This is a genomic window from Catenibacterium sp. co_0103, from assembly GCF_004168205.1.
GTDB lineage: Bacteria > Bacillota_I > Bacilli_A > Erysipelotrichales > Coprobacillaceae > Catenibacterium > Catenibacterium mitsuoka_A.
Map to the genome: position 1 here is coordinate 1 of NZ_RCYB01000043.1, position 17,572 is coordinate 17,572.

A 17,572-nucleotide genomic window follows, 5' to 3' on the forward strand; every position below is an offset into this window, starting at 1 on the left:
ATCCTTTTTTTCTTTCTATAGATTTATTGACCTTAAGAACATGATAAATGATTTATGAAATAAACAAAACAGATAGCAGAAAACTGCCCCTAAAAAGTTGACAGCATAAAAGCAAAGCCAGGAGTTCATACCCCTGACTTTTTCAAAGCTTGAGTAAACCCCAAGTCTATTTAGTTACTCGTCTTTTTTTGTGTATCTATAATAGTTGTAAAATGAGACTATTTGTGGTTAAATAGACTTGATATGAATGCAAGGAGGCTTAGAGATGAATATTAGTGAAATAATTAAACAGAAAAGAGAAGAAAAAGGATTATCTGTGGAGGAATTATCTTCTCAGACAATGCTTTCAATCGCAATAATTAATGATTTAGAAAATGGCAACTTTGACCATTATCAGGGTGAAGAAGCCTATATGAAGATGTATTTAAGAAAAATCTGCCGTGCTCTTGATATAAATGAAAAAGAAGTGCAGAATGAATATTTAAATTTAACTCAGAAAATTGAGTTAGAAGAATTACAGGAAGCAGAAGCACAGAGTGAGAATACAAAGAAAAAGTTATCTGCAGATGAGGAAAAAGCAAAAGCTTTCCGTTTTGAAAAGCCTTCATTTACAAATAATAAAGGTGTAGTAGGTGATAAGAGTCATTTGAATGTGATTAGAGTAATTATTATTATATTACTTGTTGCGATGATTTTCTGTGTAGGTTTCTTTGCGATTAGTAAAACAAAGTCTAAGGCAAATGTACCATCATTTACAAGTAATCAGCAGACTGCAGCAGGTGAAGTAACTAAGAAGCCTTCTAAAAAGAAAACTGAAAAGAAGAAAGAAGAAGTTGTACCTGCAGTGACTTATACAAGAAATAGTGATTTAAATTATAATTTTAAATTAAAGGATCCAAATGCACAGACTTTTAAATTAAAGGTTGAATATTCTAAGAAGTGCTGGGGTAGTCTTTATGTAAACCGTACTAAATACACTAAGTTTGAAGGTAAGGTTTATAATGAAGGCGACAGTGTTGAAGTAACACTAAATACAGCAGACTTTAGCACATTAAGACTTGTAAGTGGTGAACAGTCTGGTGTTAAGGTATATGTGGATGATGTAGAAGTTCCATTAACTGATGAAGAAAAGGCTGAAACAGGACTTAAATATACTAATTTAACATTGGAGAAGTAAGATGAATTTACCAAATCGTTTAACAGTAACACGTTTATGTCTTGTGCCAGTATTTATCGCATTATATTTATGTCCTTATTTTACAGATATCAGTGTGCCTCAGATTCATATTCTCTTTACTGATATCTCTGTCATTCAGTTATTAGCTTTTATTGTATTTTTAGGAGCATCTCTTACAGACTTTCTAGATGGTTATCTTGCAAGAAAAAATCATCTTGTCACTACTTTTGGTAAGTTTGTGGATCCTATTGCGGATAAGATGCTTGTGAATTCAGCACTTATTCTTCTTACTTGGAACAATAAGATGTCAGTCATTGCCTTAATCGTTATGCTTTTAAGAGATACTTTCGTGGATGGTGTACGTCTTGTTGCGTCTAGTTCTAATAGAGTTCTTGCTGCTAGTATTTATGGAAAACTTAAGACAGTCACTCAGATGGTGGGTATTTGTCTTCTCTTATTAAATAATCCAATCTTTGCACACTGGGATATCCCATTTGCGAATTATGTCATTAATATCGCAGCATGTGTTTCATTATTATCTGGTATTGATTATTTCTGGAAGAATAGAGATTTAATCATGGAGAGTATGTAATATGGAAGATTTAGTTAGATTGTTGATAAAAAAGAATGTAACAATTTCTAGTGTTGAAAGCTTTACAGTAGGAAACTTTGCAGCAACTCTTGGATCAGTTCCAGGAGTTTCTGCTGTTTATAAGGGAAGTCTTGTCAGTTATCAGACAATTATTAAGCATCAGGTATTAGGTATCCCTCAGGAAGTGATTGATACCTATGGTGTAGTATCGAATGAAGTAGCAGGCCTTATGTGTATCAATGGACAGAAGATGTTTGAGACAGATCTTTGTATTTCATTTACAGGTAATGCAGGTCCAGATGCTATGGAAGGCAAGAAGGTCGGTTTGATATATATTGGAATTGCCTATAAGGATGAAGTTCATACATATGAATATGAACTAGAAGGCAGCCGTAAACAGATTGTAGAACAAGCTCTTGCAATCGGAAAAATGAAGATTTCTGAAATTTTGAAGTAATTTATAAATAATTGTCGTATGAATATGTATGGAGGTATATGTTTATGGCGAAGGAAAAGAAAACCGCAGTCAAAGATACTGATGCAGCATTAGATGATGCAATCAGTCAAATTGAAAAGAAATTTGGTAAAGGGTCTGTTATGCGTCTTGGAGACCGTACAGCAGTGGATGTAGACGTCATCCCTTCAGGCTCTTTAACTCTTGATAAAGCATTAGGTATTGGTGGTTACCCTAAAGGTCGTATTATCGAAATATATGGTCCTGAATCAAGTGGTAAGACAACTCTTACATTACATGCGATTGCCCAGGCACAAAAGCAGGGCGGTAAAGCAGCATTCATTGATGCTGAACATGCTATTGATCCTGTTTATGCAAAGAATTTAGGTGTTGATATTGATGAATTGATTCTTTCACAGCCAGATAGTGGTGAACAGGCGTTAGAGATTGCTGAAATGTTGGTACGTTCTGGTGTGATTGATTTGATTGTTATTGACTCGGTTGCAGCTCTTGTTCCACAGGTGGAATTAGATGGTGAAATGGGAGATGCAGCAGTTGGTTTACAGGCACGTTTGATGAGTAAGGCTTTAAGAAAGCTTTCAGGTGTTATGAATAAGACAAACTGTACAGTGATCTTTATTAACCAGCTACGTGAAAAGATTGGGGTTATGTATGGAAATCCAGAAACAACAACAGGTGGTCGTGCCTTGAAGTTTTATTCTTCTGTACGTGTAGAAATTAGAAGAAGTGAACAAATCAAACAGAATGGCGAAATTATTGGTAATAAAGCCAATATCAAGGTTGTTAAGAATAAAGTAGCACCTCCATTTAAGACAACTCAGGTTGATATTATCTATGGTAAAGGTATTTCACGTGATGGTGAAATTCTTGATTTAGCAGTAGAAGGCGATATTGTAGAAAAATCAGGAGCATGGTATGCCTATAATGGTGAGAAGATTGGACAGGGAAGAGAAAATGCGAAAAACTTCCTTATTGAACATCCAGCTATCTTTGAAGAAGTGGAAGAAAAAGTCAAAGCACAGCTTTTTGGCACTGAAGAAGTGGCTGAAGCTGCAGAATAGTCTCGTTTAACAGGCGGAATATTCCGCCTTTTTGTGAAATGTGGTGTAATATGAAAAAAACAGAACAGCTTATAATCAATACATTCCTAGAACTTGTTGAAGAAAAACCTCTTGATAAGATCACGATTCAGGATATTGCGGATAAATGTGGTATTAATAGAAATACCTTTTACTATCATTTTGATGATATTTATTCTTTAATTGAATCTGTCTTTAATAATCATGTTATCACCATTGAACGGATGTTTGAAGAAGGTGCTTCCTGGAGTGAATGTTCTGAGGTTGCTTTGAAATTTTTAGTGGAAAATCGTCGCGCCATTAGACATATTGCGTTTTCAATGAACCGTAATCAGTTAGACCATTATCTGTACGTAGTATTTAAAAGAATATTTACAGAATATTTATTGGATAACTTTATTGTGGATATATCAGATGAAAAATTTGATAATCTCATATGGTTTTACACATATGCGATTATGGGATGCATAGATTATAATTTTATTGAAAATAACAATGATATTGAATTAGAAGCATTTCTAGATAAGTTTAATACCACATTATTGATGACAAATCCCCTTAAAGCAAGTAAGCAGTCCAGATAGAAGACTGCTTTTTTACGTTAATGTATGATTGAAAAGTGAATATAAATATATTATAATATAACTAGTGCTTTTTAGCACTTTTATACATAGGACACGGAGGGCTTTTATATGAATTTAATTAAAGTCTTGACCTATGTTCTTGTGTTTGTCTTAGGTGCAGGATGTTATTATATGTATATCCGTTTGAAGATTTCTAAAGCAAATGCAGATGCCAAAACAATTGTTGAAGAAGCTAATACAAAAGCAGACAATCTCATTAAAGAAGCAACGCTTGATGCAAAAACAAAAGCTTATGAATATAAGCTTGAAGCTGAAAAAGAAGCAAAGCAGCAGCGCTTAGAATTGACTAAGTTTGAAAATAAGCTATTACAACGTGAACAGAACATCGACCGTAGAGATATTTCTTTACAGGGAAAGGAAGATGCTCTTGAAGCAAGAAGCCAACAATTAAATAAGAAAAAGGCGGAACTAGAGGTCAGGGAAGAAAAGCTACAACATCAGATTGATGAAAAAGTAGCCGAACTTGAAAAAATTGCAGCTATGTCTGCACAGGAAGCAAAAGCTGAACTCTTTAAACAAGTAGAACAGCGTATGGAGACTGAGGTCACTGCTTATATCAAAGAACAAGAAGATGAAGCAAAGACTAAAGCTTCATTATTTGCAAAGGATATTATTGCGAATGCCTTGAATCGTTATTCTCAGGAAGAAGTCATTGAACGCACAGTCAGTGTAGTAGCACTTCCAAGTGAAGAAATGAAGGGACGTATTATCGGTCGTGAAGGTCGTAATATTAAGGCAATTGAAAATGCAACTGGTGTAGATTTAATTATCGATGATACTCCAGAAGTGATTACATTATCATGTTTTGATCCAATTCGTCGTGAAGTGGCTCGTTTATCACTTGAAACACTTATTCATGATGGACGTATTCAGCCAGGACGTATTGAAGAAGTAGTCGCTAAGACTAAGAAGGATTTAGATGATACTATTTTAAAGGCAGGGCAGGATGCTGTCTTTGAATTAGGATTATCAAGAATGAACAAAGAACTTGTCATGATGATTGGTAAGTTAAAATATCGTACAAGTTATGGTCAGAATGCTTTACAGCATTCAATTGAAGTGGCTCATTTTGCAGGTATTATGGCCTCTGAACTTGGATTAAATCAGCAGCTTGCTAAACGTGCTGGTTTATTACATGACTTAGGTAAAGCAGTAGACCATGAAATGGAAGGAAGCCATGTTGAATTAGGTGCTAAATTTGCTAAGAAATTTGGAGAAAATGCAACTGTAATCAATGCGATTGAATCTCATCATGGTGATGTTCCAGCAACATCTATCATTGCAGTACTCATCTCTGCAGCAGATACATTATCAGCTGCAAGACCTGGCAGTAGAAGTGAAAAAATTGAAAATTATATCCAGAGACTTGAAAAACTTGAAGAATTACCTAAACAGTTTGAAGGTGTGGATAAGGTATTTGCTATCCAGGCAGGTCGTGAAATTAGAGTTATCGTTAATCCAGAAAAGATTGATGACTTAAAAGCACATAAGCTTGCAAGAGATGTCAAAGAAAAGATTGAAACCGAACTCACTTACCCAGGACATATTAAAGTAACTGTGATCCGTGAGATTCGTGCTAATGAAATAGCTAAGTAGATAGGGTCCAACCTATCTACTTTTTCTTTAAGGATGTGAATAAAATGAATATATTATTTATAGGAGATATTTTTGGCAAGACAGGACGTAAGATGATTGCGACATATCTACCAAAAATTGTAGAAAAATATAGTGTTGAATGTGTCATTGCGAATGGTGAGAATACAAGCCATGGTAAAGGATTATTACAGAAACATTATGATGAATTACTGTCTTATGGTATTTCTTTAATAACTATGGGCAATCATACTTATTCAAAGAAAGAAATCTTTGATTATATTGATGAAGCAGACAAGCTAATTGTCCCACTCAATAAGCCACTTGCAATGCCAGGAGTAGGTTCTAGAGTCATTGAGGTAAAAGGTAAAAAAATAAGAGTGACTAATTTACTTGGTCTTACTTTTATGGATGGAAAACCTCAAAATCCATTTGAAGCTATTGAGCCTGTACTAGAAAATGATAGCAGTGATATCCATATCATTGACTTCCATGGTGAAGCAACAAGTGAAAAAATAGCCTTTGGTTACTATGTAGATGGACGTGTCAGTGCAGTATTAGGTACTCATACACATGTTCCTACTGGTGATGAAAAGATTCTTCCAAAGGGCACAGCATTCCAATGTGATGTTGGGATGACTGGACCATATGAAAGTGTTATTGGGTGTGAAAAAGAAGCAATTATTGAACGTAGTGTTAAGGGTATTATGACACCTTTTAGAGTTGTTGAAGATGAGGGACAGCTTTGTGCAACATTGCTTCATTTTGATGGAAACAAGTGTACAAACATTGAAAGAATCAGAATTGATCCACAGGTAAAGTTCAAGTAAAAACAAGAGAAAGCGTCTTCACATTTTGTGAAGAATACAGTATAATAGTTCTAGTTATTGAAGGAGGACAAGTTTTTTATGGCTAAATGTAAAATTTTAATGCAGACTGCACAGGTGCAAAAGCTAGTTACTTTTTTTGATGGATATAAGGATGATAAGGTAGAATTGAAGTATGTAAGTAAAGCTGGTATTAAGGCTACTTTCGAATGTGAAACAGAATTATCACCAGAAGACGCTGCCTCTCATTGTAAGTCTTTATTCAAGAAGACTCCAGAAGGAAGTTATATGTACTTCTCAATCCAGCCTGATGGATTCTTTGGATAAGAGTAATTTTATGGCACAGGTTAAATCCTGTGCCTTTTTTTGATAGAAGGGGGATCTTATGGATATAAATGTGATTATTGGACAGATGGTTGTATTATTTGTATTAATGGGGTTAGGCTTTTTATTATATCGAGTAAATATTTTAGATTTGAATACAAATAGTAAACTCACATCTCTAGTTTTATCGGTCACGACACCATGCATGGTATTGAATTCTGTATTATGTACAGAAAAATATAGTGACTCAAAAACAATTTTCACTATTTTAGGTATTGCGATCATTACTTATGTTATTACACCTTTTATTGGATTGTTTATTAATAAATTGTTACATGTCCCAAGTAATCAAACAGGTCTTTATGTCTTTATGACAGTATTTTCTAATATTGGCTTTATTGGTTATCCTATTATGAAAGCTATATTTGGAAACGATTCTATTTTCCATACATCTTTATTTGGCATGGTATTTAATATTATGTTATTTACTTTAGGTGTCTATTTGATTGGAATTGGCCAGCAGGGAAGCAATAAACTGAATTTTAAGAATTTAATTACACCAGGTGTGATTTGTTCTTTCTTAGCGCTTATTCTCTATTTATTGCATATAAGAGCACCTAAGATTATCACAGACTTTACAGGTATGGTAGGAGATATGACAACACCTCTCGCGATGATTATTATCGGTGTCACACTTGGGGCAATGAATATTAAAGATGTATTTAATGAACTACGTGTTTATATTTATACAATAATAAAGCAGTTAATTTTCCCTGTCATTGCTTATCCTGCAATTGCATTTTTAATCAAAGATAGTTATTTAAGAGGATTGACTTTGATTATGTTATCTATGCCGGTAGGAAGCTCTGCAGTATTATTTACGAATAAATCTGGTGGAGATAGTGGGCTAGCAGCCAAGACAATATTTATGACAACATTAATATCTGTTTTCACTATTCCACTTGTTGTCTATATGTTTTTAATTTAAAACTTTTACCCTAATTTAGGGGGTTTTTTTTATGAGGGGTATTTGTTATAATGGTGTCGAAAAGGAGCGTTTATGAAAGATTATAGTAAATATTTTAAAGGTCCTTCTTTAAAGGATGCACGTTCTAGAGGTCGTACTGAAGTACAGCATTTAGATGATGCATTTGAGATTCCTGCAGATATGGTGGGAATTGGCAAAGGACAGACATATTATATCCAGACTTATGGATGTCAAGCGAATGAAAGAGATACTGAAACATTATCTGGTATCTTAGAAATGATGGGGTATACTCATACTGATGAAGTAAAACAGGCAGATGTTGTATTATTAAATACATGTGCTATTAGAGAAAATGCAGAAGAAAAAGTATTTGGTAAGATTGGTTACTTGAAGAATATCAAGAAGACTAGACCAAATCTAATCTTTGGTGTATGTGGCTGTATGGCACAGGAAGAAGTGGTTGTGAATAAGATCTTAGAGAAATTCCCGCAGGTTGATCTTATTTTCGGTACACATAATATCCACCGTCTTCCAGTTTTATTAAAACAGGCAATGTTAGAAAAAGAACTTGTTCTTGAAGTCTGGTCTAAGGAAGGGGATGTTATTGAAAATCTTCCAAGTCATCGTGCCAATAACTACAAGGCATGGGTGAATATCATGTATGGATGCAATAAGTTCTGTACTTATTGTATTGTCCCTTATACAAGAGGTAAGGAACGTTCTCGTGAATTAGATGAAATTATCAAGGAAGTGGAAGAATTAAAGAATAGTGGTTATAAAGAAATCACATTACTTGGACAGAATGTTAATTCTTATGGTAAGGATTTAAATAACGATACAAGTTTTGCAACATTATTAGAAGCTGTTGCAAAGACTGGTATTGATCGTATTCGTTTTACAACAAGCCATCCTTGGGATTTTAATGCGGATATGATTGATATTATCGCTAAGTATGATAATATCATGCCTTCTATTCATTTACCTGTTCAGTCAGGGAATGATGAAGTTTTAAAGCTTATGGGTAGACGTTATTCAAAGGAAAGCTATTTGAAGCTATTTGATATGATTAAAGAAAAGATTCCTGATTGTACTATTACAACAGATATTATTGTTGGTTTCCCTAATGAAACAGAAGAACAATTCCAGGATACTTTATCTTTATATAACTATTGTAAGTATGATTTAGCTTATACATTTATTTATTCACCTAGAGAAGGGACTCCAGCTGCAAAGATGGAAGATAATGTTCCTCTAAGTGATAAGGAACAGCGTTTATATCGCTTAAATGAATTAGTGAATAAGTATGCTAATGAAGCAAATCAGAAATACTTAGGACAGGTTGTTAAAGTACTTGTAGAAGGTCCTTCTAAGAAGAACCCAGATGTTTTATCAGGTTATACAGAACATAACAAACTTATTAACTTTAAAGGTGATGCTTCAATGGTTGGTCAGATTGTAGATGTTCGTGTAACTGAAGCGAAGACATGGGCATTGACTGGAGAACAGCTTGAATCAAATAACTAAGAATAAAGCAGATTCTTTGAATCAATTAATTCTAAATAATCCTCTTATTCAGGAATTTAAGAAGTATGAAAAGACTTTAAGAGAACATCCTGAATTATTATCTTTAGAAGATGAAATCAAACAAGAGAGCCAGATTATTCTTAAAAAGAAGGCTCTTGGTGAATTAACTGATGAAGAGTTAAAAGTCTATCAAGACAAAAAAGCATACTTTGAGAATCATCCTTTGATTGTCAATTATTTGAATCTAAAAAGTGAAGTTAATGATTACCTTATACAAGTTGAAACAATCATCAATGAAGAATTATTAAAAGCTATTGACTAAATGTTTTTAAATGTTTATTATTGAACTAATTTATATAAAAAGGAGATTATTATGGCACATATTTTTAATGAACCCTCACACACTTTTAATGAATATTTATTAATTCCTGGTTATTCTAGTGAAGAATGCCAGCCACAGAATGTTAGTTTAAAGACACCTTTAGTTAAATTCAAGAAAGGTGAAGAACCAGCACTTTCATTAAATATCCCTCTTGTATCTGCAGTTATGCAGGCTGTATCTGATGATGGTATGGCAGTTGCTTTAGCAAGAGAAGGTGGATGTTCATTTATCTACGGTTCACAGACAATTGAATCACAGGCAGCAATGGTAAGACGTGTTAAAAACTATAAGGCAGGTTTCGTACCAAGTGATTCTAACTTAAGCGCTAATGATACATTAGCAGACGTTCTTGCACTTAAAGAAAAGACAGGTCATTCTACTATGGCTGTTACTGAAGATGGTACAGCAAATGGCCGTTTAGTTGGATTAGTGACTGGTAGAGATTACCGTGTCAGCCGTATGGATGAAAACGAAAAAGTTGTTGATTTTATGACACCTTTTGATAAGTTAGTATGCGGACATAAAGATATTACTTTAAAAGAAGCAAATGATATTATCTGGGAAAACAAATTAAATGCTTTACCAATTATTGATGATGATAACAGACTTCTTTATTTCGTATTCAGAAAGGATTATGAATCAAGAAAGTCAAATCCTAATGAATTATTAGATGAATCTAAACGTTATGTAGTTGGTGCTGGTATCAACACTAGAGACTTCGCAGAAAGAGTTCCTGCATTAATTGAAGCAGGTGTAGATGTATTATGTATTGACTCTTCTGAAGGTTACTCAGCTTGGCAGGCTAACACTATTGCATGGATCAGAGAACATTATGGTGATACTGTAAAAGTTGGTGCTGGTAACGTTGTAGATGGTGAAGGATTCAGATTCTTAGCAGAAGCTGGTGCTGACTTCATCAAGATCGGTATCGGTGGCGGTTCTATCTGTATTACTCGTGAACAGAAAGGTATCGGTAGAGGTCAGGCTACTGCAACTATTGAGGTTGCTGAAGCAAGAAATGCATATTTCAAAGAAACTGGTATTTATATTCCTATCTGTTCAGATGGTGGTATTGTTCATGATTATCATATGACTTTAGCTTTAGCTATGGGTTCTGACTTTATTATGTTAGGTCGTTACTTCTCTCGTTTTGATGAATCACCAACTAACAAGGTGAACATCAACGGTCAGTATATGAAAGAATACTGGGGTGAAGGTTCTGCACGTGCTAGAAACTGGCAGAGATATGACTTAGGTGGAGATAAGAAGCTTTCATTTGAAGAAGGTGTAGATTCTTATGTGCCATATGCTGGTAGCTTAAAAGATAACGTTGGTTTATCATTAAGCAAGATGAAACATACAATGTGTAACTGTGGTGCACTTACAATTGCTGAATTACAGGAAAAAGCAAAGATCCAGCTTGTGTCTGCTACTTCAATTGTTGAAGGTGGCGCACATGACGTATTGTTAAAGGATTCTTCAAATTCAGGTAACAGATAATAGGAGGATGGAAGGGATATTATTCCTTCCATTTTTTTGGCTTTAAGGGATGGGTATTTATGCAAATTAATAAAGAAAGACTAGTTCAGACATTTTGTGAAATGGTATCTATTGATAGTGAATCTTATCATGAAAAGAAGATGAAAGACTATTTAATGAATATTTTTAAAGAGTGTCATATGGAATGCATAGAAATGCCTATAGAAGGCTTTGAAGCAGGTAATATTTATGCTGTTTTAAAAGGCCATACAAACAAAGAACCTCTTATGTTTTCAGGACATATGGATACTGTTTCACCAGGTAAAGGAAAACAGGCCATTATTCATGAAGATGGGCGCATTACAAGTGACGAGACAACAGTGTTAGGTGCTGATGATGTAAGTGCTCTTGCTTCTTATATTGAAGCCATTCGTACAATAAAAGAGAATGATCTTCCTCATGGAGATATAGAACTTGCTATTAGTGTTGCAGAAGAGCCTTATGATGTGGGAAGTGCTTATTATGACTTTAGTTGTATCAAGTCACGTATTGCTTATACATTTGATTTAGCAGGACAAGTAGGTCTCGCAGCCTTAGAAGCACCTTCTATTATTTCATTTAAGGTTAATGTAAAAGGTAAAAGTGCTCATGCAGGTTTTAATCCTGAAGATGGAATTCATGCTTTAAAGATTGCAGCAAGTGCTATGTATCGAATTCCTAATGGTCATGTCAATGATAAGACTACAGTGAACTTTGGTACAATTCAGGGTGGAGAAGGAAGAAATATTGTTCCTAGAGAAGTCGTTATCACTGGAGAAATAAGAAGTTTTGATCATCAGGATGCATTAAAATGGAGTAAACATATTCATACTGTTTTTAAAGAAGAAGCCAATAAAGAACATGCTTCTATAGAGTATGATGATTATGTACACATTGAAGCTTATAAGATCAATGAAGATGAAGAAGTTGTTGAACGTTTTAAACATGCATGTCATAATCTTCAATTAACACCTCGCCTTATTTCTACACATGGTGGATCTGATAATAATAGATATGTGAAAGAAGGCATTAGAGGAATAGTTGTGGCTTGTGCGATGAATGATTGTCATAGTGTAAGTGAATATACAACAATAGATGAATTAGAAAAGAGTGCTCTCTTAGCATTACATCTTATGATTGGTTAAAAATATGCTATAATGAGGGAGTTAGGAGTGAGTATCATTTTGAAAAAAGAAAAGTACTCTCCCATGATGGAGAAATATTTAGAATTAAAAAAAGATCATCAAGATGCTATTGTGATGTATCGTATTGGTGATTTCTATGAAATGTTTTTTGATGATGCAGCTATTGCCTCAAAAGCATTAAATCTTGCTTTAACAGGTAAAAATGCAGGTGTTAAAGAACGCGTACCAATGTGTGGTGTACCATTTCATGCTGCAAGTGGTTATGTAGAAGAATTGGTCAAACAAGGACATAAGGTTGTTATTGTAGAACAACTATCTGATCCTAAAGCTAAAGGTCTTGTAGAAAGAGGTGTTGTTCAGATTGTTACACCTGGTACTTTAATGGACTTTAAGTTAAATGAGAAGGTGAATAACTTTATTGGGGCTTTAGGTGTATTTGATTTCTCTTATACACTTGCTTATGCTGATTTATCTACAGGGGAATTTTATTGTTTAAACCTAGAAAAGAAGGAACATCTATTACGTAATAAGATTGAATCATTAGGTATTAAAGAAATCGTTGTAGAAGATGATTCTATTCATATTGATGGAGTGATGATGTCTCCTTTTAAGAATGAAACAATTAAAGATAACTACAAGAAAATCTTTGATAATATCAATGATTTAAAACAAATCAAGGTCTGTGCTAATTTATTGAATTATTTAATTGATACTCAAAAGAGAGAATTAGAATATATCCAGACAATTGTAGAAGTTAAACAGGAAGATTATGTTTATATGGAAAGTGTCACAAAGAAGGCACTTGAACTTACTAAAAATGCGAATAATGAGAAATATGGCACACTATTATGGCTATTAGATCATACACATAGTGCAATGGGTGGTCGTTTATTAAAACAATGGATTGATCAGCCTCTTATTTCTAAAGAGAAGATAGAAGAAAGACTTGATCTTGTAGAAGTATTCATGGATAACCCTCTAGATAGAGATACAGTGACTCATATGATCAATGATATTTATGATATTGAAAAGCTGGCTTCTAGAGTGGCTTTTGGAAATGTGAATGCGAGAGATTTAAAGTGGATCTGTTCTTCTTTAAAGAAAATTCCTGAATTAAAACAAGAACTACTCAGTCTTGATCATCCTAAATTGAATGAACAAGCTATGCAGCTTGTTGATTTGTCTTGTATTATTAATACAATCGATGAAGCAATTGTAGATGATCCACCTTTAGTTATTAAAGAAGGAAATATTATCAAGGATGGATACAATAAAGAGTTGGATGAATTACGTGATATTCGTAAGAACGGTAAGAAATGGTTAATGACTTTTGAGGAAAATGAAAAAGAACGTACAGGAATCAAAGGTCTTAAGATTGGTTATAACCGTGTCTTTGGCTATTATATTGAAGTCACTAAAAGCTATTTGCCTTTAGTAAAGGATGAATTTAACTATACAAGAAAACAGAGTTTATCCAATGCAGAAAGATTTGTCACTCCAGAACTTAAAGATATGGAAAATAAGATTCTTTCAGCGCAGGATCGAATCGCTGCATTAGAATATGAAATATTTACTCAGGTAAGACAATATATTAAGGGTTATGTACATGAAATACAGGATGTTGCAAAGATTGTAGCTAGGATAGATGTGTTTAGTACATTTGCTGATGTATCAAGTTATAATCGTTATGTACGTCCAACATTTAATGATGATCATATTATTCAGATAGAAGAAGGAAGACATCCTGTAGTAGAAAAAGTAATTCCTGAAGAAAGTTATGTAAAAAATGATATATCTTTAGGACAGGATGCTAGAATTATGTTGATCACCGGACCAAATATGGGTGGTAAATCAACTTATATGCGACAGATGGCTTTAATTATGATCATGGCACAAATTGGATGCTTTGTCCCTGCAAAAAGTGCAACTCTTCCAGTCTTTGATGCAATCTTTACTCGTATTGGTGCGAGTGATGATTTAATTAGTGGTCAGTCTACATTCATGGTAGAAATGTTGGAGGCTAATAATGCCTTGAAATATGCGACTGAAAACTCACTTATTATATTTGATGAAATAGGTAGAGGAACAGCGACATTTGATGGTATGGCTTTAGCTCAGGGCATTTTAGAATATATTGCAAGCCATAATCATTCATTGACTTTCTTTTCAACACACTATCATGAATTAACACGTATGGAAGGCACTTCTATTAAGAACGTTCATGCAGGTGCTGATGTATCTAGTGATTCTATTCATTTCTTATATCATATTGAAGATGGCCCCTCTGGTCAGTCATATGGTATCAATGTTGCTAAACTCGCAAAATTACCTGATGAAGTTATTGTACGTGCAGATGCCATATTGAAATCGTTAGAAGACAATAATATTGAAGAGAAATTACAGAATATTGAAGTGACACCAGTTATAAAAACAAGTGCTGTAGAAGAAACACTCAAAGGCATTGATCCAATGAGTCTCTCACCACTTGATGCATTAAGTACATTAATTGAATTAAAGAAAATGTTGTAGGAGAAACTATGGGACATATTAGACAATTAAGTGAAAATCTAGCCAATAAGATTGCAGCAGGCGAAGTTGTTGAACGTCCTGCAAGTGTTATTAAAGAGTTGACAGAAAATAGTATAGATGCTAAGGCTAAAAGTATCACTATTCTAGTAGAACAGGGTGGTACAAGCAAGATGTGTGTGATTGATGATGGTATAGGAATGAATCGTGCAGATGCACTTTTATGCTTTAGTCGTCATGCAACAAGTAAGATTGTAGGTGAAAATGATTTATTCAATATCACTACATTAGGCTTTAGAGGAGAAGCTATTCCTTCTATTGCTTCTATTAGTGTCTTTACTCTTGAAACAAACAATGGTGAAGAAAATACAAAAGTAGAATATGAATTTGGAAAAAGAAAAAATGTAGGTAGTGTGGCAATGAATCGCGGTACGAAGATCACAGTAGAACGTATCTTCCAGAATGTACCTGCAAGACTTAAATATATGAAGTCTATTAATGCGGAATTCGCAGCTATTTATTCTTATGTAGAGCGTCTAGCCCTCGCTCATCCAGAAATTTCTTTTACTCTTATACATGACCATAAAACAATATTCAAGACAAATGGAAGAAATAATTTATTAGAAGTTATTAGTGAAATTTATGGTATTCCTGTTGCAAAAAATATGATTCATGTTGATTTTGGCAATGAAGAGTTTCATGTGGCTGGTTATATATCTAAAATTGATACATCTCGTTCTTCAAAGAATCATATTGTTACTCTAGTGAATCATCGCTATGTCAAGAATATGAAAACGATTAATACAATCAATGAGGTTTATCGTCGTTATTTAGCTGATAAACGTTATCCAATTGCAGTGTTAGAGATTGATGTAGATCCATATCTTGTAGATGTAAATGTTCATCCAGCAAAACTAGAAGTACGTTTCTCTAAAGAAACAGAATTAAAGGAATTACTACTTAAGGGTTTGGAAGAGGCTTTATCCAAAAAGAATCTCACTTATAAACCATCTACTAGAGAAACAGAAAAAGCATCCTTCAAACCAAGTCTTGCACAGATGACTATTCCTCTTGATGAGGTTTTTGAAGAAGTCAAAGAAGAACCAGTTATTGAAACTGTTCATGAAGAAATGCCTGTTTATGAACCCGAAAAAGTAGAAATCAAAGAATCTCCAAAAGAAGAACCACTTAAACCAATTAAAGAAAAAATTAAGGTTATTGGCCAAACAAGAGGTACTTATATTTTAGGAGAAAATGAAAGAGGATTTTATATCATTGACCAGCATGCAGCACAGGAACGCATCAATTATGAATATTTCCTCAATAAGTTTTCTCATCCTGACTTATCCATCCAGCCGATGATTGTTCCTCTTACTTTTGAATATCCTGAAAGTGAATGTCTTGTTATTGATGAACATAAAGGGTTATTGGAAGAAGTTGGAATCCATCTTGAATCATTTGGCCGACATTCATACATTGTGCGTGGTTTACCTTTATGGATGAAAAATATCGATGAGAAGATCTTTATTGATGAAATGATTCAAGAAGTTTTAAATAATCAAAGTGTGGATATTGTTGCTATGCAGGAACATGCTATTGCAACACTTGCATGTAAAGCAAGTGTCAAAGGAAATACATATCTCACAACACAGGATATGCAGACAATTATAGATAATCTTATGCGCTGTGATAATCCTTATGTCTGTCCTCATGGTAGACCAATCATCATATTCTATAGTGATTATGAATTAGAAAAGTTATTTAAGAGGGTTGTAGTATGAAAAAAGTAATTGCGGTATGTGGACCTACAGCTGTAGGTAAAACACGTATGGGTGTTTCTTTAGCTGAAGCACTTCATGGTGAAGTCATTAGTGGTGATTCTATGCAGATCTATCGTACGATGGATATTGGAACTGCCAAAGTAACAGAAGAGGAAATGCAGGGTATTATTCATCATATGATTGATATCAAGAATCCTGATGAAACATTTTCTGTCAGTGAATTTCAAAAAGAAGTTCGTCATTATATCGATACAATCGATATGCCTATTGTGGTAGGAGGTACAGGTCTTTATATCAAAGGTGCTCTTTATGATTACACTTTTGAAGAAACAGAATCTAAGCATGATGAAATAAAAGCAAAGTATGCCCATTATACAAATGAAGAACTACATCAGTATTTGGCGTCCTTTGACCCTCAATCAGCATTAGATCTACATCCTAATAATCGTCAAAGAGTATTACGTGCTATTGAAATTTATGAAGAATCAGGAAAAAGAAAAAGTGATATTCTAGAAGCGCAGGAACATAAGCCTGTTTATGATATTTATTTTGTAGGACTCACACTTCCACGTCCTATTCTTTATGACCGTATTAATAAACGTGTTGATTTAATGATTGAACAGGGATTAGAAGAAGAAGTTAAGAAAATCTATGATTCAGGTTTATCACGTAATGCGCAGTCTATGAAGGCTATTGGTTATAAGGAATGGTTTGATTACTTTGAAGGTTCAAAAACAAAAGAACAGATCATAGAAGAAATCAAGAAACATTCACGTAACTATGCGAAAAGACAATATACATGGTTTAATAACCAATTTGATGTACATTGGTACGATGTCAATCTAGAAGATTTTGATTCCACAATTCACCAAGTATTAAAAGATATCGAAGAATGGTATAAAAAAAGATAGTCTAACGAGCAATGGTATTAAGTTAAGCGAACAAATGCCAAAAACCTCTTTGATTTCAAAATCAGAGAGGTCTTTTTATTTTTTTC

At 33.9% G+C, this 17,572-nt stretch carries 16 protein-coding genes; all 16 read left to right on the forward strand.

Features of this window, described 5'->3' with window-relative positions; all coding sequences use genetic code 11:
- Positions 1 to 265: 265 nt before the first annotated feature.
- The 16 genes from EAI80_RS08080 to miaA all read left to right on the forward strand — a co-directional run bounded on the left by EAI80_RS08080 (position 266) and on the right by miaA (position 17,486).
- The gene (locus EAI80_RS08080; protein ID WP_161220304.1) at positions 266 to 1,177 is read left to right on the forward strand and encodes a helix-turn-helix transcriptional regulator; all 912 of its coding nucleotides are present in this window, start codon (positions 266 to 268) and stop codon (positions 1,175 to 1,177) included.
- A gap of 1 nt (position 1,178) precedes the next feature.
- Positions 1,179 to 1,769: a CDP-diacylglycerol--glycerol-3-phosphate 3-phosphatidyltransferase gene (gene pgsA, locus EAI80_RS08085; RefSeq protein ID WP_022424178.1), complete on the forward strand. Its 591-nt coding sequence runs from the start codon at positions 1,179 to 1,181 to the stop codon at positions 1,767 to 1,769.
- A gap of 1 nt (position 1,770) precedes the next feature.
- Positions 1,771 to 2,226 (forward strand): CinA family protein, encoded by a 456-nt coding sequence (locus EAI80_RS08090; RefSeq protein WP_129981627.1) that lies wholly within the window; start codon positions 1,771 to 1,773, stop codon positions 2,224 to 2,226.
- A gap of 44 nt (positions 2,227 to 2,270) precedes the next feature.
- On the forward strand, positions 2,271 to 3,305 hold the full coding sequence (gene recA / locus EAI80_RS08095; RefSeq protein WP_129981628.1) for a recombinase RecA: 1,035 nt from the start codon (positions 2,271 to 2,273) through the stop codon (positions 3,303 to 3,305).
- A 50-nt stretch (positions 3,306 to 3,355) separates the two neighbouring features.
- Positions 3,356 to 3,907: a TetR family transcriptional regulator gene (locus tag EAI80_RS08100; RefSeq protein ID WP_161220305.1), complete on the forward strand. Its 552-nt coding sequence runs from the start codon at positions 3,356 to 3,358 to the stop codon at positions 3,905 to 3,907.
- 108 nt (positions 3,908 to 4,015) lie between these two features.
- Positions 4,016 to 5,563 carry a ribonuclease Y gene (rny, locus tag EAI80_RS08105; protein ID WP_129981630.1) on the forward strand — a complete coding sequence of 516 codons (1,548 nt, stop codon included), beginning with the start codon at positions 4,016 to 4,018 and terminating at the stop codon, positions 5,561 to 5,563.
- 44 nt (positions 5,564 to 5,607) lie between these two features.
- Positions 5,608 to 6,390 (forward strand): TIGR00282 family metallophosphoesterase, encoded by a 783-nt coding sequence (locus EAI80_RS08110; protein ID WP_129981631.1) that lies wholly within the window; start codon positions 5,608 to 5,610, stop codon positions 6,388 to 6,390.
- Between the two features lie 78 nt (positions 6,391 to 6,468).
- Entirely contained in the window at positions 6,469 to 6,714 is a 246-nt protein-coding gene (locus tag EAI80_RS08115) for a hypothetical protein (RefSeq protein WP_129981632.1), read from the forward strand.
- Between the two features lie 58 nt (positions 6,715 to 6,772).
- Positions 6,773 to 7,699, forward strand: a complete 927-nt coding sequence (locus EAI80_RS08120) for an AEC family transporter (RefSeq protein WP_129981633.1) — start codon at positions 6,773 to 6,775, stop codon at positions 7,697 to 7,699.
- Between the two features lie 72 nt (positions 7,700 to 7,771).
- Positions 7,772 to 9,223: a tRNA (N6-isopentenyl adenosine(37)-C2)-methylthiotransferase MiaB gene (gene miaB, locus EAI80_RS08125; RefSeq protein ID WP_129981634.1), complete on the forward strand. Its 1,452-nt coding sequence runs from the start codon at positions 7,772 to 7,774 to the stop codon at positions 9,221 to 9,223.
- On the forward strand, positions 9,207 to 9,545 hold the full coding sequence (locus EAI80_RS08130) for a YlbF family regulator (RefSeq protein ID WP_161220306.1): 339 nt from the start codon (positions 9,207 to 9,209) through the stop codon (positions 9,543 to 9,545). Before miaB ends, EAI80_RS08130 begins: the two co-directional genes overlap by 17 nt.
- A gap of 51 nt (positions 9,546 to 9,596) precedes the next feature.
- The gene (locus tag EAI80_RS08135; protein ID WP_129981636.1) at positions 9,597 to 11,105 is read left to right on the forward strand and encodes an IMP dehydrogenase; all 1,509 of its coding nucleotides are present in this window, start codon (positions 9,597 to 9,599) and stop codon (positions 11,103 to 11,105) included.
- A gap of 59 nt (positions 11,106 to 11,164) precedes the next feature.
- A complete protein-coding gene (locus tag EAI80_RS08140) occupies positions 11,165 to 12,268 on the forward strand; it encodes a M20/M25/M40 family metallo-hydrolase (RefSeq protein ID WP_129981637.1) in 1,104 nt (367 codons plus the stop codon).
- A 63-nt stretch (positions 12,269 to 12,331) separates the two neighbouring features.
- Positions 12,332 to 14,797, forward strand: coding sequence for a DNA mismatch repair protein MutS (gene mutS, locus EAI80_RS08145; protein WP_187012523.1), 2,466 nt, complete (start codon positions 12,332 to 12,334; stop codon positions 14,795 to 14,797).
- 8 nt (positions 14,798 to 14,805) lie between these two features.
- A complete protein-coding gene (gene mutL, locus EAI80_RS08150) occupies positions 14,806 to 16,575 on the forward strand; it encodes a DNA mismatch repair endonuclease MutL (protein ID WP_129981638.1) in 1,770 nt (589 codons plus the stop codon).
- Positions 16,572 to 17,486: a tRNA (adenosine(37)-N6)-dimethylallyltransferase MiaA gene (miaA, locus tag EAI80_RS08155; RefSeq protein WP_129981639.1), complete on the forward strand. Its 915-nt coding sequence runs from the start codon at positions 16,572 to 16,574 to the stop codon at positions 17,484 to 17,486. The genes mutL and miaA overlap by 4 nt, the downstream gene beginning before the upstream one ends.
- The last annotated feature ends 86 nt before the right edge of the window (positions 17,487 to 17,572 follow it).